Annotated in this window: 21 protein-coding genes; 13 read left to right on the top strand and 8 right to left on the bottom strand. The window is 72.4% G+C overall.

The genetic code is table 11. From position 1 onward, the window contains the following. Nucleotides 1-24: 24 nt before the first annotated feature. The 3 genes from HHL19_RS15235 to HHL19_RS15225 form a co-directional block, all read right to left on the bottom strand. Entirely contained in the window at nt 25-1,434 is a 1,410-nt protein-coding gene (locus HHL19_RS15235) for a M20/M25/M40 family metallo-hydrolase (RefSeq protein WP_240981604.1), read from the bottom strand. After that, complete coding sequence (locus HHL19_RS15230) at nt 1,427-2,260, bottom strand: M55 family metallopeptidase (RefSeq protein ID WP_169089724.1); 834 nt, start codon at nt 2,258-2,260, stop codon at nt 1,427-1,429. Before HHL19_RS15230 ends, HHL19_RS15235 begins: the two co-directional genes overlap by 8 nt. A gap of 99 nt (nt 2,261-2,359) precedes the next feature. Next, the gene (locus HHL19_RS15225; protein ID WP_169089722.1) at nt 2,360-4,066 is read right to left on the bottom strand and encodes a hypothetical protein; all 1,707 of its coding nucleotides are present in this window, start codon (nt 4,064-4,066) and stop codon (nt 2,360-2,362) included. A gap of 249 nt (nt 4,067-4,315) precedes the next feature. On the opposite strand from HHL19_RS15225, the gene HHL19_RS15220 reads away from it, so the two are divergent. Beyond that, nucleotides 4,316-5,449, top strand: a complete 1,134-nt coding sequence (locus tag HHL19_RS15220; RefSeq protein WP_169089720.1) for a hypothetical protein — start codon at nt 4,316-4,318, stop codon at nt 5,447-5,449. Between the two features lie 15 nt (nt 5,450-5,464). On the opposite strand, the gene HHL19_RS15215 is transcribed toward HHL19_RS15220, so the two are convergent. After that, nucleotides 5,465-7,936: an MFS transporter gene (locus HHL19_RS15215; RefSeq protein WP_346768350.1), complete on the bottom strand. Its 2,472-nt coding sequence runs from the start codon at nt 7,934-7,936 to the stop codon at nt 5,465-5,467. A gap of 287 nt (nt 7,937-8,223) precedes the next feature. Then, nucleotides 8,224-8,667 carry an SRPBCC family protein gene (locus tag HHL19_RS15210; RefSeq protein WP_169089718.1) on the bottom strand — a complete coding sequence of 148 codons (444 nt, stop codon included), beginning with the start codon at nt 8,665-8,667 and terminating at the stop codon, nt 8,224-8,226. A 173-nt stretch (nt 8,668-8,840) separates the two neighbouring features. On the opposite strand from HHL19_RS15210, the gene HHL19_RS15205 reads away from it, so the two are divergent. The 3 genes from HHL19_RS15205 to HHL19_RS15195 all read left to right on the top strand — a co-directional run bounded on the left by HHL19_RS15205 (nt 8,841) and on the right by HHL19_RS15195 (nt 12,170). Further along, on the top strand, nt 8,841-9,869 hold the full coding sequence (locus HHL19_RS15205) for an Rv2578c family radical SAM protein (protein ID WP_169089716.1): 1,029 nt from the start codon (nt 8,841-8,843) through the stop codon (nt 9,867-9,869). 112 nt (nt 9,870-9,981) lie between these two features. Further along, the gene (locus HHL19_RS15200) at nt 9,982-11,646 is read left to right on the top strand and encodes an alpha/beta hydrolase (RefSeq protein ID WP_169089714.1); all 1,665 of its coding nucleotides are present in this window, start codon (nt 9,982-9,984) and stop codon (nt 11,644-11,646) included. Nucleotides 11,647-11,726: 80 nt separating this feature from the next. Next, complete coding sequence (locus HHL19_RS15195) at nt 11,727-12,170, top strand: RidA family protein (protein ID WP_169089712.1); 444 nt, start codon at nt 11,727-11,729, stop codon at nt 12,168-12,170. Between the two features lie 16 nt (nt 12,171-12,186). On the opposite strand, the gene HHL19_RS15190 is transcribed toward HHL19_RS15195, so the two are convergent. Continuing rightward, a complete protein-coding gene (locus tag HHL19_RS15190) occupies nt 12,187-12,804 on the bottom strand; it encodes a HEAT repeat domain-containing protein (protein ID WP_206324998.1) in 618 nt (205 codons plus the stop codon). A gap of 392 nt (nt 12,805-13,196) precedes the next feature. Between HHL19_RS15190 and HHL19_RS15185 the strand changes: the two genes are divergently transcribed. The 9 genes from HHL19_RS15185 (at nt 13,197) to pssA (ending at nt 24,216) form a co-directional block, all read left to right on the top strand. Then, a complete protein-coding gene (locus HHL19_RS15185; RefSeq protein ID WP_169089706.1) occupies nt 13,197-14,978 on the top strand; it encodes a 3-hydroxybutyryl-CoA dehydrogenase in 1,782 nt (593 codons plus the stop codon). Between the two features lie 100 nt (nt 14,979-15,078). Further along, on the top strand, nt 15,079-15,921 hold the full coding sequence (locus HHL19_RS15180) for a TetR family transcriptional regulator (RefSeq protein WP_206324997.1): 843 nt from the start codon (nt 15,079-15,081) through the stop codon (nt 15,919-15,921). A 431-nt stretch (nt 15,922-16,352) separates the two neighbouring features. Then, nucleotides 16,353-17,690 carry a crotonyl-CoA carboxylase/reductase gene (ccrA, locus tag HHL19_RS15175; protein WP_169089702.1) on the top strand — a complete coding sequence of 446 codons (1,338 nt, stop codon included), beginning with the start codon at nt 16,353-16,355 and terminating at the stop codon, nt 17,688-17,690. A gap of 14 nt (nt 17,691-17,704) precedes the next feature. Beyond that, on the top strand, nt 17,705-19,765 hold the full coding sequence (locus HHL19_RS15170) for a protein meaA (RefSeq protein WP_169089700.1): 2,061 nt from the start codon (nt 17,705-17,707) through the stop codon (nt 19,763-19,765). Further along, entirely contained in the window at nt 19,762-20,784 is a 1,023-nt protein-coding gene (locus HHL19_RS15165; protein WP_240981603.1) for a CoA ester lyase, read from the top strand. Before HHL19_RS15170 ends, HHL19_RS15165 begins: the two co-directional genes overlap by 4 nt. A 3-nt stretch (nt 20,785-20,787) precedes the next feature. Beyond that, a complete protein-coding gene (locus HHL19_RS15160) occupies nt 20,788-21,312 on the top strand; it encodes a MaoC family dehydratase (protein WP_169089698.1) in 525 nt (174 codons plus the stop codon). Nucleotides 21,313-21,315: 3 nt separating this feature from the next. Next, on the top strand, nt 21,316-22,521 hold the full coding sequence (locus HHL19_RS15155) for an acyl-CoA dehydrogenase family protein (protein ID WP_031004478.1): 1,206 nt from the start codon (nt 21,316-21,318) through the stop codon (nt 22,519-22,521). Nucleotides 22,522-22,691: 170 nt separating this feature from the next. Beyond that, complete coding sequence (locus HHL19_RS15150; RefSeq protein WP_169089696.1) at nt 22,692-23,348, top strand: phosphatidylserine decarboxylase; 657 nt, start codon at nt 22,692-22,694, stop codon at nt 23,346-23,348. Beyond that, nucleotides 23,341-24,216 carry a CDP-diacylglycerol--serine O-phosphatidyltransferase gene (pssA, locus tag HHL19_RS15145; protein WP_169090080.1) on the top strand — a complete coding sequence of 292 codons (876 nt, stop codon included), beginning with the start codon at nt 23,341-23,343 and terminating at the stop codon, nt 24,214-24,216. Before HHL19_RS15150 ends, pssA begins: the two co-directional genes overlap by 8 nt. A gap of 71 nt (nt 24,217-24,287) precedes the next feature. Here pssA and HHL19_RS38510 read toward each other — a convergent pair whose 3' ends face one another. Beyond that, nucleotides 24,288-25,271, bottom strand: a complete 984-nt coding sequence (locus HHL19_RS38510; protein WP_169089694.1) for a GNAT family N-acetyltransferase — start codon at nt 25,269-25,271, stop codon at nt 24,288-24,290. Continuing rightward, nucleotides 25,268-26,404 (bottom strand): winged helix DNA-binding domain-containing protein, encoded by a 1,137-nt coding sequence (locus tag HHL19_RS15135; RefSeq protein ID WP_169090077.1) that lies wholly within the window; start codon nt 26,402-26,404, stop codon nt 25,268-25,270. Before HHL19_RS15135 ends, HHL19_RS38510 begins: the two co-directional genes overlap by 4 nt. Nucleotides 26,405-26,408: the final 4 nt, after the last annotated feature.

Here is a 26,408-nt window from a genome sequence, read left to right as displayed (position 1 = left end):
TCCCCCCAGGGTTCCGGTCGGGTCCTACGCGGTCTTCAGGTAGTGGTCGAGCACCCGCACGCCGAAGTGCAGGGCGTCGACGGGGACGCGTTCGTCGACGCCGTGGAAGAGCGCGCCGTAGTCCAGGCCCGGGGGCAGCTTCAGCGGTGAGAAGCCGTAGCCGGTGATGCCGAGCCGGGAGAACTGCTTGGCGTCGGTGCCGCCGGACATGGTGAAGGGCAGGGTGTGCCCGTCCGGGTCGAAGCGCTCGACGGCGGCCCGCAGCTTGGCGAAGGTCGGGGTGTCGACGGGTGCTTCGAGGGGCACCTCGCGGTGGTGGAACTCCCACTCGACGTCCGGCCCGGTGAGCAGGTCCATGGTGGCCGCGAACTCGTCCTCGGTGCCGGGCAGCATCCGCCCGTCGACGTAGGCGACGGCCTGACCGGGGATGACGTTGCACTTGTACCCGGCCTGGAGCATCGTCGGGTTGGCGCTGTTGCGGACGGTGGCCTCGACGAGGGCGGCGGCCGGTCCCAGCTTGTCGAGCAGGAGCGGCACGTCGAGCTCGGGGTCGCCGGTGTCGATCTCGATGCCGTGCAGCGCGGCCAGTTCGGTGAGGGCGGCGCGGACGGTGGCGGTGAGCCGCACGGGCCACGCGTGGGCGCCGATGCGGGCGACGGCGGCGGCGAGGCGGGTGACCGCGTTCGCCTCGTTGACCTTGGAGCCGTGGCCGGCGCGGCCGTGGGCGGTGAGCCTGAGCCAGGCGGTGCCCCGCTCCCCCGCCCCGATCGGGTACAGCGTCATGCCGGGGTGCGGGTGGAAGCTGAAGGCGCCGGACTCGCTGATGCCCTCGGTGCAGCCCTCGAAGAGCGCGGCGTGCCGGTCGGCGAGGAAGCCGGAGCCGTCCTCTGCGCTGTCCTCCTCGTCGGCGGTGTAGGCGAGGACGATGTCTCGGCGCGGCCGGATCCCCTGGCGGGCCCAGGAGCGGGCGACGGCGAGGACCATCGCGTCCATGTTCTTCATGTCGACGGCGCCGCGCCCCCAGACGACGCCGTCGCGGACCTCCCCGGAGAACGGGTGGACGGTCCACTCGGCCGGGTCGGCGGGCACGACGTCGAGGTGGCCGTGGACGAGGAGCGCGGGCGCGGTGGGGTCGGTGCCGGGGATGCGGGCGACCACGTTGGTCCGGCCGGGGGTGCGCTCCAGGAGGGTCGGTTCGAGCCCGGCGTCGGCGAGCCGTTCGGCGACGTACTCGGCGGCGGGGCGCTCGCGGCAGTCGCCGCCGCCGCGGTTGGTGGTGTCGACGCGGATCAGGTCGGAGGTGAAGGCGACGACCTCGTCGAGCGCCTTCGCGTCGGGCCCCGCGGGGGACGTCGTGCCGTCGGGGGACGACGTGCGGTCGGGGGACGACGTGCGGTCCGGGGACGTGCTGTCGGGGGACGTGCTGCTAGCCATACTGCTCCTCCACGGCGGCCGAGACGATCGTCGTGACCGCTTTGAACGTGCGAATCGCCTCGTACATCGTCGCGCTGGTGTAGGCGACGCGCCGCTCGCCGCTGCGCGCCACGCCGGGAACCACCGTGGCGGCGGCGCCCAGGTGTTCCGCGTCGAACTCCACCTGGACGGTGTGCGGCCCGGCGTGCACCGGCTCGTGACGGACCGCCAGGGCGGCGGCCTCACGGGCGGCGGCCCGGATGTCGGCGGCGGTGCGGGCCGGCGTCCGGCACACCGCCGCGTACCGGGAGACGTGGTCCTTGACGGCGACCTTGAGCGCCTCGGGCGCGTAGTCGAGGGCGTCCTCGCAGGTCAGGTCGTCGCCGGTGACGAGGACGACGGGGACGCCGTACTCGGCGACCACATGCGCGTTGAGCACCCCCTCGCTCGCCCGGAGGCCGTTCAGCCAGACGCCCGTGATCGAGTTGGCGAGGTAGGTGTGGGCGAGGACGCCCTCCGCGCCGGCGCCCGTGTGGTAGCCGACGAACGCGATCCCGTCGACGTCCCCGTGCTGGACGCCCTCGACCATCGACAGCGACTTGTGCCGGCCGGTGAGCATCTGGACGCGCTCGTCCAGCTGCTCCAGGAGCAGGTTCCGCATCGTCCAGTGCGCCTCGTTCACCAGCACCTCGTCGGCGCCGCCGTCGAGGAAGCCGAGCGCCGCCGCGTTCACGTCCGAGGTGAACATCGGGCGGCAGCGCTCCCACTGGGGCGTGCCGGGCAGCACGTCGGCCGGCCAGGTGACGCCGGTGGCGCCCTCCATGTCGGCGCTGATGAGGATCTTCATGACTGGCACCGTACGCTCCGCCCGGCGGCCGTACCACCCCTGTGGATAACTGTCGTTGGAGTGGACCAATGCTGTCGCCAGGGGCGGTATACCGGCACGTCAGGGCCGTTGTGCGAAGGTCCTCGGATCGGTCTCGGCCATGCGGCGCAGCGCTTCGGCGGCGCGCTGCGCGGGCGGTCTCCCGTCGTCGGGCAGGTGCCACCGGAACTGGCGCGGCTCGCCGGGGCCTTCCAGGGGCGGTCCGGTGAAGGTGACGACGGTCGTGTCGGGGTCCTTGTAGTACGTGCTGATCCAACCCTGCCGCAGTCCCCAGCGGGTGAGGAGTCCGGGCCGGTCGCGGAGGCCCGCGGTGATCAGACGGGCGGTGTGCCGGGCCGGCCAGGTCCAGGCGCGGTCGTGCTCGGCGCGGGCGATCTCGGCGTCGTAGGCCTCGGCGTCGAAGCGGTACGCGGGGAGTTCCGGCGGCCGGCCGGGCCGCCGCCAGCCGTCCCACACCACGTGCGGGCCCTCGCGGCGGACGGTGACGTACAGGGCGCCGCAGCAGGCCTCGGCGCAGGAGGTGACGCCGAGCCGCACGGGGTGGGGCTCGGCGCCTGCCCGCAGGGCGCCCGGGTCGAGGAGCTCTTCGGGGGTGTCGCCCCGCCCCTGCGGGAAGGCGACGGGCAGGACCGGGCGCCCGTCGACCAGGATCCGGGTCTCGACGGCGGTCGGCCCGGCCGGGTCGGCGACGGCGACCTCGATCCGCAGCCCGGGCACCGGGTCCGGGCCCGCCGCCCCGCGGAGGTGCCGGGCGGTGCGCCGGATCCAGTCGGCGCGCCGTCCCTCCGACCCGGGTTCGCGCACCGCGTCCAGGAGCTGTCCGAGGACCGCCTCACGGCGGCCGGCCGGCCAGTCGAGCAGGTGGGCGGCGCCGCTGTGGAGGTCCTGGGCGAGGGTGAGCAGCCGGGCCTGGTGGCCGGGGTCCGGGGGCAGCAGGTGGGCGCGGGCGGCCAGCGTCCCGTAGAGGGCGGGGGCGTCGGCGTACGCGAGGATCTCGATCCCGTGGTCGCCCTGGGTGACCGTCCGGGCGAGGAGCCGCAGGGCCTGGCCGAGGAGTCCGGTGTCCTCGGGCGCCCGGCCGAGGAGGTCCGCGAGCCGGGTGGCCTCGGCAACGCGCCGGGCCTCGTCCGGCCCCATGCGCCGGTCGTTCGGAGCGAGCCCGAGGAGCCGTTCCCGTACAAGGGCGTGGTCCCCGGCGGCGACGGCCTCGACGAGCCCGCGCGGTGCGTCGGTGGCGGTGAGGTGCGTCAGCCACAGGAGGGCGGCGGCGGGCCGGTCCAGGGGGTCGAGGGCCTCGACGGCGTACCGGAAGACGTCTTCGAGCCGTCCGAGGGCACGCAGGTACGGGACGTCCTCGGGCTCGCCGAGCCGGGTGAGGAGTCCGAGTCCGGCGGCCACGCCGTGGACGGTCGTCCCGTCGCGGACGAGCCGCCGGGCGAGGGCGCGGGCGGCCGCCGGGTCGGCGGGGTCGAGCGCGGCGGCGGTGGGGAAGACGAGCTGTTCGCGGACGCGGGTGGCGACGAGGGCGCGTTCGGTCTCGGCGGCCGCGCGGGCCGTGTCGGGTTCGGCGAGCCGGGCGTGGAGCAGGCCGGTGACGAGCGCGCGGGCCTGCTTGTACGGGGGCCGGGCGCCCTCGCCGTACGAGGGTCGCGCCGTCTCGGGGAGCGGAAGGCCGCCCCGGGGCGGCGGGGTGTCGCGCCGGCTCCCGGCGGTCGCGTACGCGTACAGGGAGGGAGCGGGCGTCGGCCGCTCGTGCGGGGCGCTCACGGCGCGGGGTGGGACTCGATTCCGTGGATCATGGAGGCATCCTGCCGGGCGATGCCTCCCGGACGCCAGGCCTTTCTCCGACAGGCCTTTCTCCGACAGGCCTTTCTCCGACAGGTCCTTCTCCGACAGGTCCTTCTCCGACAGGTCCTTCTCCGACGATCCGATGACCGAATCGGGCCAACTACCACCAAGGGGTACGTATAGGCTGTCGGCCGCAGTTGTCCCGCCCGACCGACCGGAGTGTTCTCGGTGACCATCGCCCTCGATCCGTCCGACACCACCCCCGCCCCCGCCTCCGAGCCGGAGGAGGGCTTCTGGGTCCCGCAGGCAGCGGACCCGCAGGACACCCCGGCAGCCGAGGAGGAGACCGCCACCGACCCCGCCGACCACGACCCCGTCGTCGTCCGGGACGCCCAGGACTTCGGGGTGTACGCGCGGACCGGCGGCTGGGCGTTCGCGCTCAAGGTGGCGCGCAGTGTGCGGCCCGGCGGCCAGGCGGCCGAGGGCACGGCGGCGCGGAAGGTGTCGGCGCGGGCGTTCGCCGCGCTCGCCGGCTGCTCGGCGGAGCGCGTGATGCGCTACTACAAGGCGTGGGACATGGCGGCGGACGACGGTCTGGTGCCGCAGTTCGAGGTCCTGGAGCCGGGCGCCGACATCGAGCTGCCGGACGCCGACGTGTGGCTGTCGTACTACACCTCCCGCAACAGCGCGTCCTCGGTGCGTGGCCAGGCGATCAGCGCGGCGGCGGAGGCGGAGGGGATCCGGCCGACGAAGGCGCTGGAGGTGGCGGAGAACCCGACGGCGCTGCGGGCCGCGATCCTCGCCGACCCGGGGACGGCGGAGGCGGCGCGCGGGGCGCTCCTCGACCGGATGAAGGAGGACCCGGCGCTCCAGACGGAGATGGCCAGGGCGATCGCCCGCACCGACGATCTGAAGAAGGCGGTGGCGAGCGAGGCGAAGGCCGCCGACCGGGTCGGCTACGTCCGGCAGATCGTGGAGAGCGGGCAGGTCAGGACCCCCGCCGGGCAGACCGTGGAGGCGCCGGCCGAGGTGCGGGCGGAGGCCGAGCGGCATCTGTCGCTGATCGACGAGCTGGATGACTCGGAGGAGGCCGGCGAGTGGGCCGGCGAGGCGTACGAGTCGGTGAAGGGGCTCGTCGCCCGGGCCGTCGAGGAGGATCCGGCGCTTCGGGTGCAGGAGCGCAGGACCCGTTTCTACAGCTCCCTGCAGAAGGCCACGAAGGTCTTCGAGGAGCTGACCCTCGACGAGGTGCTGGAGGAGGAGATCTACGAGGAGGACATGCTCCAGCGCCTCGAAGCCCTCCAGGAGGCGATCGGCGGCTGCATCGCCGCCCTGCGCAAGGCCGCGCCGACCGCCCCCTGACCCGTCACGCCTCCGTCAGTCCTGGTGGCCGAGCTGGAGGTCGCGTTCGGTGCGGCCTCCGCCGGCCACCTGGAGGACGGTGGCGACGGGCGGGTAGCCGGCGGCGATGACGGTGTACTCGCCGGTGGACAGGTCGACGAAGCGGAAGGTGCCGTCGGGGCCGGTGGTGAGGGTGTCGACGACGTTCCCGGCCGCGTCGAGCAGGGTGACGCGGGCGTCCTCCACCGGACGGCCGCCGCCGGCCCTGACCGTGCCCCGGAGGACCGCCCCGCCCGCGAGTTCGATGTCCTGGCGGGTCTCGCGGGAGGACTGGACGCTGACGGGGACGGCGGCGGGCCGGAAGGCGGGGGCGCTGGCGGCGAGGGTGTACTCGCCGGCGACCAGCTCGGTGATCACGTATCCGCCCTCGCGGCCGCTGCGGGTGGAGGCGACGACCTCGCCGCGTACGTCGGTGAGGGTGACGGCGGCGTCCCGGACGGGGGTGCCGTCGGCGGTGAGGACGCTGCCCGCGAGGCGGCCCGCGCCGCCGAGGACCACGTCGAGTTCGACCGGCCGGTCGCCGACGGTCACGGAGACGGCCTGCGGCTGGTGGCCGCCCGCCGCGGCGATGAGCACGTACGAGCCGCCGCCGGGCACGCTGAGCGCGTACCGGCCGTCCTCGCCGCTCGCGCCGCGGCCGATCTGCCGGCCGCCGACGTCGATGAGGGTGAGCGCGGCGCGCGGGACGCGGCTGCCGTCGTGGTGCTGGACGGTGCCGCAGACGGGCACCCCGGTGTGGGGCGGCGCGGCGGCGGGGGCGGGGGCGGCGTGGCGGGCGTGCGGGACGGCCTGGGTGCCGGTGTCGAGGTGGGTGTCGGCGGCCTCGGCGGCGGGGGTGGGGTGGGACACCAGCGGTTTCTCCTTGAGGAAGAAGGCGAGGACGAGGCCGAGCACGAGGACCGGCACGAGGTAGAGGAAGATCCGCGGCATGGCGTCCGCGTACGCCTGGACGTAGAGGTCGCGCAGGGCGGGCGGCAGGGCGTGCACGGTCTGCGGGGTGATCGCCTCGGCGGGCGGAAGCGCGGCTCCCTGGTCGCCGGCTCCCTGGGCACCGGCGTCCTGGACGGCGGGGAGCCGGTCGGCGAGGGCCGAGTCGAGGCGGGCGGCGAAGACGGTGCCGAAGATCGCGGCGCCGACGCTGCCGCCGATCTGGCGGAAGTAGTTGTGGGCGCTGGTCGCGGTGCCGAGGTCGGCGGGCCGGACGCTGTTCTGCACGGCGAGGATGAGCACCGGCATGATCAGGCCGATGCCGGTGCCGAGGACCGCCTGCCAGAGGCTGTGGGTGAGGCGGGGGGTGCCGATGTCCATGCGGGAGAGCAGGGCCATGCCGAGGACGGCGAAGGCGGAGCCGAGCACCGGGTAGATCCTGTAGCGGCCGGTGCGGCTGATGAGCTGTCCCGAGACGACGGAGGCGACGACGATCCCGCCCATGAGCGGGAGCATCAGGAGCCCGGACTCGGTGGCGGTGGCGCCCTCGACCATCTGGAGGAAGCTCGGCAGGTAACTCGCGGCGCCGAAGAGGGCGATGCCGACGACGGCGCCGACGAGGGCGGTGACGGTGAAGACGGAGTCGCGGAACAGCCGCGGCGGGATGAGGGGTTCGGGCGCGAGGTGCTCGACGACCAGGAAGAGCAGGACCGTTCCGGCGGCGCCGCAGCCGAGGGCGATGATGACCCGGTCGTCCCAGTCGTACTCCGTCCCGCCCCAACTGGTCAGCAGGACCAGGCAGGTGGAGGCGGCGGCGAGGAGCAGGGTGCCGAGGACGTCGAAGCGGGCGCGGGCCTTCGGCTTGGGCAGTTTGAGGACGGCGGCGACGACGGCGAGGGTGACGAGCCCGAAGGGGACGTTGAAGTAGAAGCACCAGCGCCAGGAGACGTGGTCGGTGAAGAAGCCGCCGAGGAGCGGTCCGGCGACCGAGGCGAGGCCGAAGGCGGCGCCGATCAGGCCCATGTAGCGGCCGCGTTCGCGGGCCGGGACGATGTCGGCGATGATCGCCTGGACGCCGATCATGAGGCCGCCGGCGCCGACGCCCTGGAGGGCGCGGAAGGCGATGAGCTCGTCCATGCTGCGGGACCAGCCGGCGAGTCCCGAGCCGATGACGAAGACGACGATGGCGAAGAGGAAGACGCTCTTGCGGCCGAGGAGGTCGCCGAGCTTGCCGTAGACGGGCAGGCCGATGGTGGAGGTCAGCAGGTAGGCGGTGATCGCCCAGGACATCCGGTCCAGGCCCTGGAGTTCGCCGACGATCTTCGGCAGGGCGGTGGCGACGATCATCTGCTCCAGGGCGGCCAGGAGCAGCGCGAGCATCAGGCCGAAGAAGACGAGCCGGACGCGGCGGGGGTCGAGCGGGGTCTCGGCCGGGGAGGGCGGCGGGGGGCCGCCGGGCGGGCCGTCCTCGGGGAGCGCGGGGGCTCCCCCGGCGTCCTTCACCAGCGTGATCGCACCCACGTACGGCTCCCCTCGTCATGGCGTCGCCCCGGCGCGGCAGCGGCCTCGGCGCGAAGGCACCCTCGGGGACGGGTCATTCTTCGCATCGGGCGCGAAGCGGGAGCAAGTCGGGCGCGGGGGGCGGGAGGTGGCCCGGCGGAGGTCCGCGGCGGGCGTACGGCGGGGTACGGAGGGGTGCGTGCGGCGCTCATCAGCGCCTTTGCGGAACTCCCCGCGCCCCCGCGGCACTTCGGGCGCCGGTACGGGGGCGGCGGGGAATCCACTCGAATCGGTGAACGCCCGGGGCGTTACTTCTCGGTCTCGGCCGCGAGGTTGGCGAGGATCGCGTCGTAGATCCGGGCGAGGCCCTTGGGGGCGAAGGCCCGCTCGAAGAAGCCGCCGATGCCGCCGGCGCCGTTCCAGACGGAGGTGACGACGGCGCGGGACCTGCCCTCGCCGGCCGGGGTCACGGTCCAGGTGGTGACCATGGAGGAGTTCCGGTCCTTCTCGACGAGCTGCCCGTCGGTGGGCTCGGTGACCTCCAGGAGGCAGTCGCGGACGCGCTTGCTGGTGGCCTGGAGCTTCCAGTGGACGAGGGTGCCCTCGCCGTCGCCGCCCTCGCGCACCTCGTACTCGCTGAAGTGCTCGGGCAGCAGCTTCGCGCGCGCGCCGCTGTAGTCGGCCAGCGTGTCGAACACGGTCTCCGCGTCCGCCGCGATGATCCGTTCCGTCGTGGCCTCGACCTGCGCCATCGCATTTCCTCCAGCTCGTGGTTCTTCGGGGGTGTTTCGGGGGTGTGGGGCCAAGCGAACCACGAGCCTCGCGGGCGGCGAAATCCGGGTTGCGACGATCAAGAGAACAGTTGTTCTATTCTGGGCGCCAGGAGAGTCGAACGTACGAACGAAATCGATCGAGGAGGCGTCCAATGCGCTGGGACCATCTGGGCGACACCCCGCCCGCGCCCGCCGACATCGCCCTGTTCGGCGCGGACGCGGTCACCACCCGGACCTTCGACACCCCCGAGTTCCGCGGCATCACCTTCCACGAGGTCCGGGCCCGGTCCATCCTCAACCGCGTCCCCGGCGCCTCCCGGATGCCCTTCGAGTGGACCGTGAACCCGTACCGCGGCTGCACGCACGCGTGCGTCTACTGCTTCGCCCGCAAGACCCACGGCTATCTGGACCTCGACACCGGCCTCGGCTTCGACTCCCAGATCGTGGTGAAGATCAACGCCCCCGAGCTGCTCACCCGCCAGCTCGCCTCCCGCCGCTGGCAGGGCGCCCACATCGCCATGGGCACCAACGTCGACTGCTACCAGAGGGCCGAGGGCCGCTACCGCCTGATGCCCGGCATCCTCACGGCGCTGCGCGACCGGGCCAACCCCTTCTCCATCCTCACCAAGGGCACCCTGATCCTGCGCGACCTGGAGCTGCTCACCCAGGCCGCCCAGGTCACCGAGGTCGGCGTCTCCGTCTCGGTCGGCTTCACCGACGAGGAGCTGTGGCGGACGATCGAGCCCGGCACCCCCGCCCCGCACCGCCGCCTCGACGTGGTCCGCGCGCTCGGCGAGCACGGCATCGGCTGCGGGGTCCTCATGGCCCCCGTCGTCCCCTTCCTCGGCGACTCCCCCGAGCAGCTGCGCGCCACCGTCCGCGCGATCGCCGAGGCCGGCGCGGTCTCCGTCACCCCGCTCGTCCTCCACCTGCGGCCCGGCGCCCGCGAGTGGTTCACGAGCTGGCTCGAACGCCACCACCCCCACCTGGTCGGCCGGTACGAGCGGATGTACGCCGGCGGGGCCTACGCGCCGACCTGGTACCAGCGCCGCATCACCCGTCAGGTCCACGAGCTGGCCGCCGAGTTCGGCATCGGACCGGCCGACCGGGGCGCCCCGCGCCGCATCGCGCACCCCTCCCCCGAACCGTCCCGGGGCCCGGAGCAGCTCACCCTCCTCTGAGCCCGCCGACACGCCGGAAGGTCACCTGACACGCCGTCGACACCCCCTCCTTTCGGGTCGTTCCCGGGCGCAACAGGTCGTGTCCCGCGCCCCGCGGGGCACTCCAGGCTCCATGACCACCCGCGCAGGAATGCTGATCGCCGCTGGGGCACTGGTCGCCGGGACGGTCACCGTCCTGCCCGCGTCCGCCGCGGGCACCGGTGAACCGGTCCCCCGCCCCCTCCCCCCGCTCGCCTGGACCGACTGCGGCACCAAGGCCTACCCGAAGCTCCAGTGCGGCACCCTCAAGGTGCCGCTCGACCACGACGACCCGGCCGGCCGGAGCATCACGCTCGCGCTCACCCGGATCCCGCACACCGCCAAGACCTCCCAGGGCCCGCTCCTGGTCAACCCCGGCGGACCGGGCGGCAGCGGCCGCGCCATGGCCGGCTACGTCGCCGCCTCGCTGCCCGCGAAGGTCGCCGCCCAGTACGACGTCATCGGCTTCGACCCGCGCGGCGTCGGCAAGAGCGAGCCCGCGCTCGACTGCCGGCCCGGCCACTTCGACCCGGTGCGCCCCGACTCGGTGCCGCGCGGCGCCGAGGCCGAGCGGACCGCCCTGGAGCGCGCCCAGGCCTTCGCCGCCGCCTGCGGCAAGAAGCACGCGGACGTGCTCCCGCACATCGACACCGTCTCCACCGCCCGCGACCTCGACCTGATCCGCGCGGCGCTCGGCGCCGACCGGATCAGCTACCTCGGCTACTCGTACGGCACCTACCTCGGCGCGGTCTACGCCCGCCTGTACCCGGAGCGGGTGCGGCGGATGGCGCTGGACTCCGTGGTCAACCCCAACGGCGTCTGGTACGAGGACAACATCGCGCAGGACTACGCCTTCGACACCCGCCACAAGGACCTCATGGCCTGGGTGGCGAAGCACGACGACGCGTACGGGCTCGGCAAGGATCCGGCGGCGGTCGAGGCCGCCTGGTACCGGATGCGCGAGGAACTGCGCGACTCCCCGGCCGGCGGCAAGGTCGGCCCGGGCGAGCTGGAGGACACCTTCCTGCCCGGCGGCTACTACGACGGCTACTGGCCCAGGCTCGCGAGCGCCTTCTCCGCGTACGTGAACGAGCAGGACCCCGCCCCGCTCGTCGCCGCCTACGAGCGGTACGGCGAGGCCGACTCCGCCGCCGACAACGGCTACTCCGTCTACGCGGCCGTCCAGTGCCGGGACGCCGCCTGGCCCAAGGACTGGAACGTCTGGCGGAAGGACAACTGGGAGGTCCACGCCAAGGCGCCCTTCTCCACCTGGAACAACGCCTGGTACAACGCGCCCTGCGCGTTCTGGCCGGTGGAGCCGCTCACCCCGCCGGACGTCACCAACGACCAGCTGCCGCCGGTCCTCGTCCTCCAGGCCACGGACGACGCCGCCACCCCGTACGAGGGCGGGCTCGCCCTGCACCGGATGCTGCACGGCTCCAGCCTGGTCGTCGAGCAGGGCGGCGGGAACCACGGCGTGACCCTGGCCGGCAACGACTGCCTCGACGAGCACCTGACCACCTACCTCGCCACCGGCACCGTGCCGCGCGCCGAGGGCGGGTCGGAGGTGGACGCGGTGTGCGCCGCGCTCCCGGCCCCCGAGCCCGCGCCGGCCCCCAGGCCGAAGGCGGAGAAGGAGAAGGAGACCAAGAAGGACACGGAGACCCGGAAGGAGACCGGCAAGGAGACGCGGGCCGCGGCCGGCGACGGGGCGGTCGCCGGGACCACCCTCCACGGGCTGCTCGGCCACGTGCGCTGACCTGTGCTCCTCGTCACTCATGACGCCCGCGCCCCCGGAGGGCGCGGGCGTTGTCAGTGGCGTGCGCGAGGATGGCCCGCATGACCAGCCACCTCACCCATGTGTCCGCCCCCGAGGGCCTCGCGCCCAGCCCCCAGTACAGCCACGTCGTCTGGGGGACCGGCCGGTTCGTCGCGATATCCGGGCAGCTGGCGCTGGACGGGGAGGGCGCTCTGGTGGGCGCGGGGGATCCCGCCGCCCAGGCCCGGCAGGTCTTCGCGAACCTGGAGCGCTGCCTGGCCGCCGCCGGCGCGGGCTTCGGGGACGTGGTGAAGCTGACGTACTTCCTCACCGACGTGGCCCACCTCCCGGCCGTGCGGGACGCGCGGGACGCCGCCTTCGCCGGGCTGCCGCTGCCGGCGAGCTCGGCGGTGCAGGTGGGCGCGCTGGTGCGGCCGGAGCTGCTGTTGGAGGTCGAGGCCTTCGCCCTGGTGCCGGAGGAGCGGCCCGAGGAGGAGCGGCCGGAGCTGCGGCTCGTCCGCTGACGCGGGCGGCGGTCGGTCAGACGGCCGGGCCGCCGAGGAGGGTCAGGGAGCGTTCGGCGGCGCGGCCCAGGCGGGGGTGCGGGAGGGCGGCTTCGAGGACGTCCCTGGCGGCCGGGTCGCCGAGGGTGCCGAGGCCCTCGACGCAGGCGAGGCCGACCCGCCAGTGGGGGTCGCCGGCCACGAGGCGGCGCTCCAGGACGGCGACGAGGGCGGGGACGGACTCCGGGGCGCGCAGGTCGGCGAGGAGCCGGACCGGCAGGAGGGCGTAGGCGGCGCGGAGTTCGTTGGTGGCGAGGGCGGCGGCGGCGCGGGCGGTGCGCGGGTCGCCGAGCCGGGCGAGGGCGTGGGCGGCGGTGACGCAGCGCTCGGGGTCCCGGTGGTTGAGGAGGAGGACGAGGGCCTCGAAGGCGCGGGGGTCGCCGGCCGTGCCGAGCCGGTAGGCGGCGATCTCGCGGGCCCAGAGCGGCTGCCCCGGCGCGGTGAGGAGCCGGTGGAGTTCCTCGGGGTCGGTGGTGCGGGCGAGTTCTCCGAATGCGGGGGGAAGGGCTCCCTCTTCGTTCTCGATCTCGTCGCCCAATCGATCGATCATCGAGCAGAATTCGGGATCATCGGAGATTCCCTCGGCGATTTCCATGAATCCGAGGCTATCCGCGATCCACATCACATTTTCCCGACTTCCCAGGACTGGCGCGCTCGTTACCCGCCGGTTAATCTCAAGTGAGCGGGGAACCCCCGCACTTCTCGCCGCGGCCTGGTGACGCAGCCGTGGTGAGCGCTGGTCGGTTCGGCAGTTCGCGACGTGGTTCAGGGACAGAGACCGCGTCCTCCCTTCCTTATTTTCCCTCAAGGCCCTCGCCGTCGTGTGCGCCGGGGCCGCATCCCCGGACACACCGCGGAGCCGTCTCCGTACCCCCCGTGGCGCCGCCCTCCGTGCGGCCGGCCGCGTTCCCCGGTATTTCCCGCGCCCCTTTTCTCCGTGCGCGCGCACCGCCTTCAGTCGTCACTCTTCCTCTCAGGAGTCCCCTGATGGACACCCCTCTCTCCACCATCGCCGTCGTCGGTCTCGGCACCATGGGCACCGGTATCGCCGACGTCCTCGTCCGGGCCGGCCGTGAGGTCGTCGGCATCGACGTCAGCGAGTCCGCGGCCGCCCGTGCCGTCGCCGCCCTGGAGGCGTCCACGGCCCGCGCCGTGGCCCGTGAGCGCATCACCGAGGACGAGCGGCAGGACGCGCTGGCGCGCTTCCGGGTCTACTCGGACCTCCAGGCCGCCGCCGCGGCCGACCTCGTCATCGAGGTGGTCCCGGAGACGTACGAGACCAAGCAGGAGGTCTTCCGGGCGCTCGACGGGATCGTCCGGCCGGACGCCATCCTCGCCACCGGCACCAACGCCCTCTCGGTGACCCGGCTCGCCGCCGACTCCGCCCACCCGGAGCGCGTCCTCGGTCTGCACTTCTTCGCGCCGGTCCAGGCGATGAAGCTGGTCGAGGTGGTCTCCTCGGTGCTGACCGACCCCCGGGCCGTGGAGGCGGTCACCCGGCTCGCCGTGGACCTCGGCAAGGAGCCGGTGGCGGTCGGCGACCGGGCGGGCTTCGTCGCGGACGGGCTGCTCTTCGGCTACCTCAACCAGGCCGCGGCCATGTACGAGGCCCGCTACGCCTCCCGCGAGGACATCGACGCGGCCATGAAGCTGGGCTGCGGCCTGCCGATGGGCCCGCTCGAACTGCTCGACCTGGTGGGCATCGACACCGCCCGTACCGTCCTGGACGCCATGTACCAGGCCTCCCACGACCGGCTGCACGCCCCCGCGCCGATCCTGAAGCAGCTCTCCGAGGCCGGCCTCACCGGCCGCAAGGCGGGCCGCGGCTTCTACACCTACGCGGCGCCCGGCGCGGCCGAGAAGGTCGCCGACGCGCTGACCCCGGCGGCCGCGGGCACCGGGGGCACGGGCCGCGAGGTCCGCTCGGTGGGCGTGGCCGGCTCGGGCACGATGGCCTCCGGCATCGCCGAGGTCTTCGCCAAGGCCGGGTACGACGTCGTCCTCGCCGCCCGCTCGCAGGAGAAGGCGGACGCGGCCAAGGCGTACATCGGCAAGTCGCTGGCCCGGTCCGTGGCCAAGGGCCGGATGACCGAGGAGGCCCGCGAGGAGACGCTGGCCCGGATCGCCCCGGCCGGTTCGCTCGACGCCTTCGCCGAGGTCGACCTGGCGGTCGAGGCGGTCGCCGAGGACCTGGCGGTCAAGCAGGAGCTGTTCGGCCGACTCGACAAGATCTGCAAGCCGGGCGCGGTGCTCGCCACCACCACCTCCTCGCTGCCGGTCGTGGCCTGCGCCAAGGCGACGAGCCGCCCGCAGGACGTCATCGGCATGCACTTCTTCAACCCGGCGCCGGCGATGAAGCTGGTCGAGATCGTCCGTACGGTCCTGACCGCCGACGACGTGCACACCACCGTCCGCGAGGTCACCGCGAAGATCAAGAAGCACGGCGTGGACTGCGGCGACCGGGCCGGCTTCATCGTGAACGCACTGCTGTTCCCGTACCTGAACAACGCGGTCAAGATGGTCCAGGAGCACTACGCGACGCTGGACGACATCGACACCGCGATGAAGCTGGGCGGCGGCTACCCGATGGGCCCGTTCGAGCTGCTCGACGTGGTCGGCCTGGACGTCTCGCTGGCGATCGAGAAGGTGCTGCACCGCGAGTTCCGCGACCCGGGCCTGGCCCCGGCGCCGCTCCTGGAGCACCTGGTGGCGGCCGGCTGCCTGGGCCGCAAGACGGGGCGCGGCTTCCGCGAATATGCCCGGCGCTGAGCCCGTCGAGCCGCGACGGGGGTGGGGAGGGCTCCTGGAGCCCTCCGGCGGTCCGCCCCCGCAGGCGCGTCTTCCTGCACGGATGCAGTACGTTCGGGTCATGCCCAAGGCCGTGAAGACACCCCGTGCCACCTCTTCGTCCGACGCTCAGGAGAGCGCGGCGGGGACCCGTGCCGCCGCGCAGCGGCTGAAGATGCGGCGGGAGCTGGCGGCCGCCGCGATGGAGCTCTTCGCGACGAAGGGGTACGAGGCCACCACCGTCGACGAGATCGCGGCGGCGGCCGGGGTGGCCCGGCGGACCTTCTTCCGCCACTTCCGGTCCAAGGAGGAGGCGATCTTCCCGGACCACGACGACACGCTGGTCCGGGCGGAGGCGGTGCTGAACGCGGCGCCGCCGCACGAGCACCCGCTCGACACGGTGTGCCGGGGCATCAAGGAGGTCATGAAGATGTACGCGGGCGCGCCCGCGATCTCCGTGGCCCGCTACCGGCTGACCCGTGAGGTGCCGACGCTGCGGGAGCGCGAGATCGCCTCGGTGGCCCGGTACGAGCGGCTCTTCACCCGCTATCTGCTGGGCCACTTCGACGAGCGGGACCACCACGACGGCAACGACGACCCGCTGCTGGCCGAGGTGGCGGCCTCGGCGGTGGTCACCGCCCACAACCACGTGCTGCGGCGGTGGCTGCGGGCGGGCGGCCAGGGGGACGTGGAGTCCCAGCTGGACCACGCCTTCGCGATCGTCCGGGAGACCTTCGGCTCGGGCATAGGCGCGGGCCGTCCGGCCCCCTCCTCGCAGACCGACCGGCAGGCCGTCCAGCCGCCGCGGGAGGCTCCGGCGGCACGGGTCTCCGCCTCGGGTGACGTGGTGGTCGCCGTGGCCCGTACCGACGCTCCGCTCGACGAGGTCATGCGGACCATCCAGCAGGCACTCACGAAGGGCTGAGACCCGCTTCTCCCGCACCTTCGAAGGTCCGACAGGAGGGCCGCCCCCGGATTCCCGGGGGCGGCCCTCTTCGCGTTCCCGCAGCTCAGAGCCCCATCAGAGGCCCGTTCGATCGATCATCGCTCATCCGTGAGCACCTTTTCGCATCTGAGAGAAATTGTTGGCACGCAGTGCCTTGTCACGTGACACGGCGTGCCATACGTTGATCTCGTCCGGGTATCCGGAGCGTCGGGAAAGCCCGTGCTCCGGCTGTCCCCACAGCCTCACGGCCGTGCGCCCGGACGCCTGCGTCACAGGCAACCCTCGCGCCCCACCGGGCGCCGCCACAGCACCACCCGAGCCGAACCGACGGCACACCTCCACAGCAGCAGCACTCCCCGACGTAACCCTCAGGCGTCCGCGCCCCGGACGCTCTCCGCCGGAGGCACACCGTGAAGGAAATCCTGGACGCGATCCAGTCGCCGGACTCCACGTCCACCGACTTCGCGAACATCAAGCTCCCCGAGTCGTACCGGGCCGTCACCGTCCACAAGGACGAGACGGAGATGTTCGCCGGCCTCGCCAGCCGCGACAAGGACCCCCGCAAGTCGCTCCACCTCGACCAGGTCCCGATCCCCGAGCTCGGACCCGGCGAGGCGCTCGTCGCCGTCATGGCCAGCTCCGTGAACTACAACTCGGTCTGGACCTCGATCTTCGAGCCGCTCTCCACCTTCGGCTTCCTGGAGCGCTACGGCCGCCTCTCCGAGCTGACCAAGCGCCACGACCTGCCGTACCACATCATCGGCTCCGACCTCTCGGGCGTCGTGCTGCGCACCGGCCCGGGCGTCAACGCCTGGAACCCGGGCGACGAGGTCGTCGCGCACTGCCTCTCGGTCGAGCTGGAGTCCTCCGACGGCCACAACGACACGATGCTCGACCCCGAGCAGCGGATCTGGGGCTTCGAGACCAACTTCGGCGGCCTGGCAGAGCTCGCACTTGTGAAGTCCAACCAGCTGATGCCGAAGCCGAAGCACCTCAGCTGGGAGGAGGCGGCAGCTCCCGGACTCGTCAACTCCACCGCCTACCGCCAGCTGGTCTCCCGCAACGGCGCCGGCATGAAGCAGGGCGACAACGTCCTCATCTGGGGCGCCTCCGGCGGCCTCGGCTCCTACGCCACCCAGTTCGCCCTGGCCGGCGGCGCCAACCCGATCTGTGTCGTCTCCTCCCCCGAGAAGGCCGACATCTGCCGGTCCATGGGCGCCGAGGCGGTCATCGACCGCAACGCCGAGGGCTACAGGTTCTGGAAGGACGAGCGGACCCAGGACCCGCGCGAGTGGAAGCGGTTCGGCTCCAAGATCCGCGAGTTCACCGGCGGCGAGGACATCGACATCGTCTTCGAGCACCCCGGCCGCGAGACCTTCGGCGCCTCCGTCTACGTGACCCGCAAGGGCGGCACGATCACCACCTGCGCCTCGACCTCGGGCTACATGCACGAGTACGACAACCGCTACCTGTGGATGTCGCTGAAGCGGATCATCGGCTCGCACTTCGCCAACTACCGCGAGGCGTGGGAGGCCAACCGCCTGATCGCCAAGGGCAAGATCCACCCCACCCTCTCGAAGACGTACACCCTGGAGCAGACCGGCCAGGCCGCGTACGACGTCCACCGCAACCTGCACCAGGGCAAGGTCGGCGTCCTCGCGCTCGCGCCCGCGGAGGGCCTCGGCGTCCGCGACGAGGAGCTGCGGGCCAAGCACATCGACGCCATCAACCGCTTCCGCAACATCTGAGCCGGGGACCGTACATGACTGAGCGCCAGAAGGACCGGCCGTGGCTCATGCGGACCTACGCCGGTCACTCGACCGCCGAGGCCTCCAACGAGCTGTACCGGCGCAACCTCGCCAAGGGGCAGACCGGTCTGTCGGTCGCCTTCGACCTGCCGACCCAGACGGGCTACGACCCGGACCACGTCCTCGCCCGCGGCGAGGTCGGCCGGGTCGGGGTCCCGGTCTCGCACCTCGGTGACATGCGCCGGCTGTTCCAGGACATCCCCCTGGAGCAGATGAACACCTCGATGACCATCAACGCCACGGCGATGTGGCTCCTGGCGCTCTACCAGGTGGCGGCCGAGGAGCAGGGTGCGGACATCACCAAGCTCCAGGGCACCACCCAGAACGACATCGTGAAGGAGTACCTGTCGCGCGGGACGCACGTCTTCCCGCCCGGCCCCTCGCTCCGCCTCACGACGGACATGATCGCGTACACGGTCAACAACATCCCGAAGTGGAACCCGATCAACATCTGCAGCTACCACCTGCAGGAGGCGGGGGCCACTCCGGTCCAGGAGATCTCGTACGCGATGTCCACCGCCATCGCGGTCCTCGACTCCGTCCGCGACTCGGGCCAGGTGCCCGAGGAGCGGTTCGGCGAGGTCGTCGCCCGCATCTCCTTCTTCGTGAACGCGGGCGTCCGCTTCATCGAGGAGATGTGCAAGATGCGCGCCTTCGGCCGCATCTGGGACAAGATCACGCTGGAGCGGTACGGCATCCGGGACGCCAAGCAGCGGCGCTTCCGCTACGGCGTCCAGGTCAACTCGCTCGGCCTCACCGAGGCCCAGCCGGAGAACAACGTCCAGCGCATCGTCCTGGAGATGCTGGCCGTCACCCTCTCCAAGGACGCCCGGGCCCGCGCCGTCCAGCTCCCGGCCTGGAACGAGGCCCTGGGCCTCCCCCGGCCCTGGGACCAGCAGTGGTCCCTGCGCATCCAGCAGGTCCTCGCCCACGAGTCCGACCTCCTGGAGTACGAGGACATCTTCGCCGGCTCCCACGTCGTCGAGGCCAAGGTCGACGCCCTCGTCACCGAGTGCCTCGCCGAGATCGACCGGATCCAGGAGATGGGCGGCGCGATGGCCGCCGTCGAGTCCGGCTACCTCAAGGCCCAGCTGGTCTCCTCGCACGCCGAGCGGCGCGCCCGGATCGAGTCCGGCCAGGACAAGATCGTCGGCGTGAACGTCTTCGAGACGACGGAGCCCAACCCGCTCACCGCGGACCTGGACACCGCGATCCAGACCGTCGACCCGGCCGTCGAGGCCCAGGTCGTCGGCGCCGTCTCCCGCTGGCGCGCCGAGCGGCAGGAGTCCACGGACCGCCAGGGCGGCGGCGACCCGTTCGTCTTCCCGACCACCCAGCAGGCCCTGGAGCAGCTCAAGGCGGCGGCGCGGGGCACCGAGAACCTCATGGAGGCCACCCTGGAGTGCGCCCGCGCCGGCGTCACCACCGGCGAGTGGGCCGGGGCGCTGCGCGAGGTCTTCGGCGAGTACCGCGCCCCCACCGGCGTCTCCTCCGCCCCGGTCGCCGTGCCGGCCGAGTCCGGCTCGCCGCTGGCCGAGGTCCGCCGCAAGGTCGACCGCACCGCCGAGGACCTGGGCATCGGCAAGCTCCGCTTCCTGGTCGGCAAGCCGGGCCTGGACGGGCACTCCAACGGCGCCGAGCAGATCGCGGTGCGGGCCCGCGACGCCGGGTTCGAGGTGGTCTACCAGGGCATCCGGCTCACCCCCGAGCAGATCGTGGACGCCGCCCTGGAGGAGGACGTGCACGCCGTCGGCCTGTCGATCCTCTCCGGCTCGCACGCCCAGCTGGTGCCCGACGTCCTCGACCGCCTCAAGGACGCCGGCGCCGCCGACATCCCGGTCGTGGTCGGCGGCATCATCCCGAACGCCGACGGCGAGGAACTGCGCCGCGCGGGCGTCGCGGCGGTCTTCACACCGAAGGACTTCGGCATCACCGAGATCATCGGCCGTATCGTCGACGAGATCCGGAAAGCGAACAAGCTCCACCCCCTCGAAAGCACGGAGGTTCCCGCATGACCAGCACCGCCCACCCGTCTCCCACCTCCGCCCTTACCGGAAGCGGCTACGCCGCAGCCCCTTCTGTGAACCGGCTGCGCCCCCGCCGCTCCTGTCTCGCGGTGCCCGGCTCCAACCCGCGCTTCCTGGAGAAGGCCCAGGGTCTCGCCGCCGACCAGGTCTTCCTCGACCTGGAGGACGCCTGCGCCCCGCTGGCCAAGCCCGAGGCCCGGCACACCATCGTCAAGTTCCTCAACGAGGGCGACTGGACCGGCAAGACCCGCGTGGTCCGCGTCAACGACTGGACGACCCACTGGACGTACCGCGACGTCGTCACCGTCGTCGAGGGCGCCGGCCAGAACCTCGACTGCATCATGCTGCCGAAGGTCCAGGACGCCCAGCAGATCGTCGCCCTCGACCTGCTGCTCACCCAGATCGAGAAGACCATGGGCTTCGAGGTCGGCAAGATCGGCATCGAGGCGCAGATCGAGAACGCCCAGGGCCTGACCAACGTCAACGCCATCGCGCAGGCCTCGCAGCGCGTCGAGACGATCATCTTCGGCCCGGCCGACTTCATGGCCTCCATCAACATGAAGTCCCTGGTCGTCGGCGAGCAGCCGCCCGGCTACCCGGCGGACGCGTACCACCACATCCTGATGAGCATCCTGATGGCGGCCCGCGCCAACAACCTCCAGGCGATCGACGGCCCGTACCTCCAGATCCGCAACCAGGAGGGGTACAAGGCGGTCGCGCAGCGCGCCGCGGCCCTCGGCTTCGACGGCAAGTGGGTGCTCCACCCGGACCAGGTCGCCGCCGCGAACGAGATCTTCTCGCCCTCGCAGGAGGACTACGACCACGCCGAGCTGATCCTCGACGCGTACGACTACTACACCTCCGAGGCGGGCGGCAAGAAGGGCTCCGCGATGCTCGGCGACGAGATGATCGACGAGGCCTCCCGCAAGATGGCCCTGGTCATCTCCGGCAAGGGCCGCGCCGCCGGCATGCAGCGCACCAGCAAGTTCGAGATCCCGGAGGCCTGACCCATGCAGTTCGGACGCACCTACGAGGAGTTCGAGGTCGGGGCGGTCTACAAGCACTGGCCCGGGAAGACGGTCACCGAGTACGACGACCACCTCTTCTGCCTCCTCACCATGAACCACCACCCGCTGCACATGGACGTGAACTACGCGGAGAACACGACCGACTTCAAGCGGAACGTGGTGGTCGGCAACTACATCTACTCGCTGCTGCTCGGCATGTCCGTGCCGGACGTCTCCGGCAAGGCCATCGCCAACCTGGAGATCGAGTCGCTGCGGCACGTGGCGCCGACCTTCCACGGCGACACCATCTACGGCGAGACCACGGTCCTCGACAAGACCCCGTCGAAGTCGAAGACCGACCGCGGCATCGTCCACGTCGAGACCAAGGGCTACAAGCAGGACGGCACCCTCGTCTGCGTCTTCCGCCGCAAGGTGATGGTCCCGACCGCCGAGTACATCGACGCGCGCGGCGGCGAGCAGCCCGGCCGCCCCGAGCTCATCGAGCCTTCCAAGAAGTCGGAGAAGTAAGCCATGGCGCGACTCGCCCAGACCCACGGTCTGACCGACGTCCAGCAGGAGATCCTCGCCACCGTGCGGGACTTCGTCGACAAGGAGATCATCCCGGTCGCGACCGAGCTGGAGCACCGCGACGAGTACCCCCAGCAGATCGTGGACGGGCTCAAGGAGCTCGGCGTCTTCGGTCTGATGATCCCCGAGGAGTACGGGGGCCTGGGCGAGTCGCTGCTCACCTACGCGCTCTGCGTGGAGGAGATCGCCCGCGGCTGGATGTCGGTCTCCGGCATCATCAACACCCACTTCATCGTCGCGTACATGCTGAAGCAGCACGGCACCCAGGAGCAGAAGGAGTACTTCCTTCCGCGGATGGCGGCCGGCGAGACGCGTGGCGCGTTCTCGATGTCGGAGCCGGGCCTCGGCTCGGACGTGTCGGCCATCACGTCGAAGGCGGTGAAGGACGGCGACGAGTACGTCCTCAACGGCCAGAAGATGTGGCTGACCAACGGCGGCACGTCAACGCTGGTCGCCGTTCTCGTCCGAAGTGACGAAGGCCACCCCGAGGGCACCGCGCCCCACAAGTCGATGACGACCTTCCTCGTCGAGAAGGAGCCCGGCTTCGGAGAGGTCCGCCCCGGCCTCACCATCCCCGGCAAGATCGACAAGATGGGCTACAAGGGGGTCGACACCACCGAGCTCATCATGGACGGCCTGCGCATTCCGGCCAATAGGGTCCTCGGCGGGGTCACCGGCCGAGGGTTTTACCAAATGATGGACGGCGTCGAGGTCGGCCGCGTGAACGTGGCGGCCCGTGGCTGCGGCGTCGCTCAGCGTGCTTTCGAACTGGGCGTCCAGTATGCCCAACAGCGTCACACTTTCGGAAAGCCGATCGCCCAGCACCAGGCGATCCAGTTCAAGCTGGCCGAAATGGCTACCAAGGTCGAGGCCGCCCATGCGATGATGGTGAACGCAGCACGCAAAAAGGACTCCGGGGAACGAAACGACCTCGAAGCGGGGATGGCGAAGTACCTCGCCTCCGAATACTGCAAGGAGGTCGTCGAGGATGCCTTCCGCATTCACGGCGGCTACGGGTTCTCGAAGGAGTACGAGATCGAGCGTCTCTACCGCGAGGCGCCGATGCTGCTCATCGGTGAAGGTACCGCCGAGATCCAGAAAATGATCATTGGTCGCCGCCTCCTGGAGGAGTACCGCTTCCAGGGCTGATTGTCGGTTTTGAGTCGATTCGGCCGCGAAGAAGATCACACCCCGTGTTCGTCTTCCGGCCGTCGACTCGGTTCCTGGCTTGCCCAGTTGCGCCCCGCAACCGATAGCATCGCCGGAAAGCCGCCGTCCCCCCGTTGCCAACGCGGCATCATCCGCTACGAAGGTCATCCATGCCCCACAGCCCAAACTCTGCACACCGCGACAGCCTCAAGGGCGCACGCATCGCACGCGGAGCATCGCCGTGGCTCCTGCCGACCGTCGCCACGGCGGCCCTCAGCCTCGCGCGCTCCGGCCGTTCGAAGCGCGCCCGGGCCATCGCCGTGCCGACCACCGCGCTCGCGGCCGGCATGCTGTGGTTCTTCCGCGACCCCGAGCGCGAGATCGCTCAGGGCCGGGTCATCTCCCCCGCCGACGGCGTGGTGCAGAGCATCATGCCGTGGAAGGACGGGCGCACCCGGGTCGCCATCTTCATGAGCCCGCTGAACGTGCACGTCAACCGTGCGCCGATGGCCGGCACGGTGACCTCGGTCGAGCACGTCCCGGGTGGCTTCGTCCCGGCCTTCAACAAGGAGTCCGAGAACAACGAGCGCGTCGTCTGGCACTTCGACACCGAGCTCGGTGACATCGAGATGATCCAGATCGCGGGTGCCGTGGCGCGGCGCATCGTGCCGTACATCCCGCAGGGGACGAAGGTCGAGCAGGGTGACCGCATCGGTCTCATCCGCTTCGGCTCGCGCGTCGACATCTACCTCCCGGAGGGTGTCGAGGTCGCCGTCGAGGTCGGGCAGACCACGACCGCGGGGGTGACTCGCATTGACCGTGATTGATCCGGACACACGAGCCGCCGACTGGGCCGCCGACGCCGAGGCGGACGCGGCCGAAGAGGCGGAGGAGATGCCGCTGTCGCTGAGGCTGTCCATAGCGGACGCCCTCACGCTCGGTAACGCCACGTGTGGCTTCATGGCGGTGTACTTCACCACCACGGGCATCCTCATCCCGCACCTCACCGGCAGCACGGAGACCGGGATGGCGCGCAACAGCGCCGCCACCGCGGTGATACTGATGCTCTGCGCGGCGATCTTCGACCTCTTCGACGGCATCGTGGCGCGCAAGCTCCGCAGCTCGCCGATGGGCGCCGAGCTCGACAACCTCTCGGACCTGATCAGCTTCGGTCTGGCCCCGGCGTACTTCGTGCTCGTCTACGGCATGGTCGCGGACGACGCGCAGCAGAAGGTCTCGGCGGTCGCCGCGATCGTGGTGCTGCTGGCGGTGGTGCTGAGGCTGGCGCGGTTCTCCTGCGTGACGATGAAGGACGGCATGTTCCAGGGCATGCCGAGCCCCTTCGGCGCGCTGACCGTCGTCTCGATCATCCTGCTCGAACTCCCCTTCATCCCGACGCTGCTCGCGATCATCGGCACGGCGTGGCTGATGGTGAGCCGGGTCGAGTACCCGAAGCCGCGGGGTGTCCTCGCGGCGGCCATGCTCAGCTGGATCGTCGGGGCGATGGCCATGCTGGCCGCGTGGGCCTTCGATGCCCCCGGCGGTCAGTTCCTGCTCCAGGCCGGCTGCGCCCTCCAGGTCGTGCTGGGCGCCGTGATCCCCCTCTTCGCGACGGCCCGCCGAGTGAACACCTTCCGCGGCAACCGCCGCGAGAGCCGGGAGGCACGGCAGGCGGAGGCGGCGCAGCTGCGCTGACCCGCCGTCGTACGGAACGGCCGAAGGGCCCGGAAGCATCCCGCTTCCGGGCCCTTCGTCATGCGCCGGGCCTACGCCAGGACCTTGTAGTAGAGGGTCGTGGGCCGCAGGACCCCGGCCGGGTCGGCGGCGTACTCCGGGATGGTGCCGGCCGGCGTCCAGCCGGCGCCCCGGTAGAGGCGCTCGGCGGGGCTGTCGGTCTGGGTGTCCAGGACGAGGAGGGTGAGGCCGGTGGCCGCCGCGTGGGCCTCGGCGGCGGCGAGGAGCCGTCGGCCGAGCCCCCGGCCGCGGGCCGAGCGGTGGACGAGGAGCCGGGCGATCTCGCCGCGGTGCCGTCCGTTGGCGGTGTCGGTACGCAGGAGGGTGACGGCCCCGGTGACGGCGCCGTCCGGCCCGAAGGCCGCCCACACGTCCCGGGTGCCGGCGGCCCGGGCCCACCAGGCGGCCGCCTCGGCGTGCTCCAGGGGCGCCGGGAAGCCGACGGAGGCGCCGCCGTCGACGGCGTCCACGAGGAGCGCGCCGAGGCCGTCGGCGTGGGCCCGCACGGCGTCGGGGGCGAGGAGTTCGACGCGGTCGCCGGGGGCGAGCCGCTTCTCCAGGCAGAGCAGGCCGGGACGGTCGTCCCAGGAGTCGGTGAGCGCGAAGCCGAGCTTGCGGTAGAGGGCGAGGGGCCCTTCGCGCCACTCCCAGACCGTGAGCCGTACGGCCGGGGCGCCCGCCGCGGCGGCCCGGCGCAGCGCCTCCCCCGTCAGCGCTCCGGCGAGCCCCTGTCCGCGGGCTTCGGGCTCGACCCAGAGCCGCTTGATCTCGGGCACGGGCCCGGCCTTCAGGACCAGGCAGCCCAGCGCGTCGCCCGTCTCCCCCGCCCGCGCGAGCAGGACGGTGTCGGCGGCGAAGGCGGTGGCGGGGTCCTCGGCCTCGGCGCGGCGGGCGGCCGGGAGGTCGGCGGGGCCGGTCGGCCCGGCGCCCTTCTCGGTCTCGGTGGCGAGGTGGTAGGCGGTGAGCAGGGCGGGCAGGCGGGGGTGGGCGGCGTTCTCCTCGATGAGCACGTTCATGGTCCGAGGATCACACCGGCGGGTTTCGGCGAGGTGACGGCGTCCTCGCCGACCCCACCGTCCCCGCCGGCCCGGCCGGTCAGGAAGGCGGCGAGCGCGGCGCCCTCGTCCGTCACGGCGGTCCGCTCGGCCCGGGACAGGGGCCGCAGCGGGGTGACGACGAGGTCGGAGCCGCGCAGGGTCCAGGTGGCGGAGACCCGGCCGTCGACCAGGGCGACGCGCTCGCCGGCGACGGAGAGCAGCCGGTGGTCGTGGTCGATGATCCGGCTCCGGTCGTGGTAGCCGAGGATCGCGTTGTCGAAGGCGGGCAGGAAGCGGACCGGGGCGGGGGTGTCCGGGTCGGGCCGGGGCGCGTCGGGGAGGTCGAGGAGTTCGCGGCCCCGTTCGTCGCGGAAGGTGACGAGTTCGTCCCGTACGGCCTTGACGGCGGCGGGCAGGCCCGTGAGGCCGCACCAGGCGCGGAGGTCGGCGGAGGCGGCGGGCCCGTGGGCGGCGAGGTAGCGGCGGACCAGGGTCTGGCCGACGGGGTCGGCGGGGTCGTCGGGCAGCGGCGGGACCTCGCGGCCCAGCCAGCCGGAGAGGGTGGCGTTGCGGACCCCCGCGCGGGAGCCCCAGAGGCCGCGCGGGGGCAGCTGCACGGTGGGGAGGACGCCGCCGACGACGAGTTCGCCGAGGGCACGGCGGGACGGTTCGGGCCAGCGGTCGGAGACGGCCTCGACGAGCTCGGCCAGGGTGCGGGGCTCGCCGTCGGCCATGACCGCGTGCGCGGCGGCGGCGAGCTCGTCGGGGTCGACGCCGGCGAGTTCGGCGCGGTAGGTGCCGATCACCCGCTGGCGGAGCATGGCGTCGTGGCGGGCGCGCCAGGTCAGGGCGTCGTCGGCGGTGACGAGGTGGATGGTGCGGCGCATCAGGGGGACGCGGACGACCGCGCGTCCGGTGAGGAGGCCGTCCAGGGTCTCCGGGCGGAAGTCCCCGACCCGCGACCAGAGTCCGGTGAAGGGCTCCTGGGGTTCCTGGGCCTGCATCCCGCACAGGTGGGCGATGACGTCGGCGGCCGGGGTGCCGGTGCGGGCGAGGAGGTGCTGGCGGGCGAGGGTGGCACGGTTGAGGGCGCGGGCGGTCAGGACGGTCATGGCG

The organism is Streptomyces sp. R302 (genome assembly GCF_012927245.1).
GTDB lineage: Bacteria > Actinomycetota > Actinomycetes > Streptomycetales > Streptomycetaceae > Streptomyces.
The sequence above is the reverse complement of the archived record's forward strand: the minus strand, read 5'-3'. Positions and strand labels throughout refer to the sequence as shown.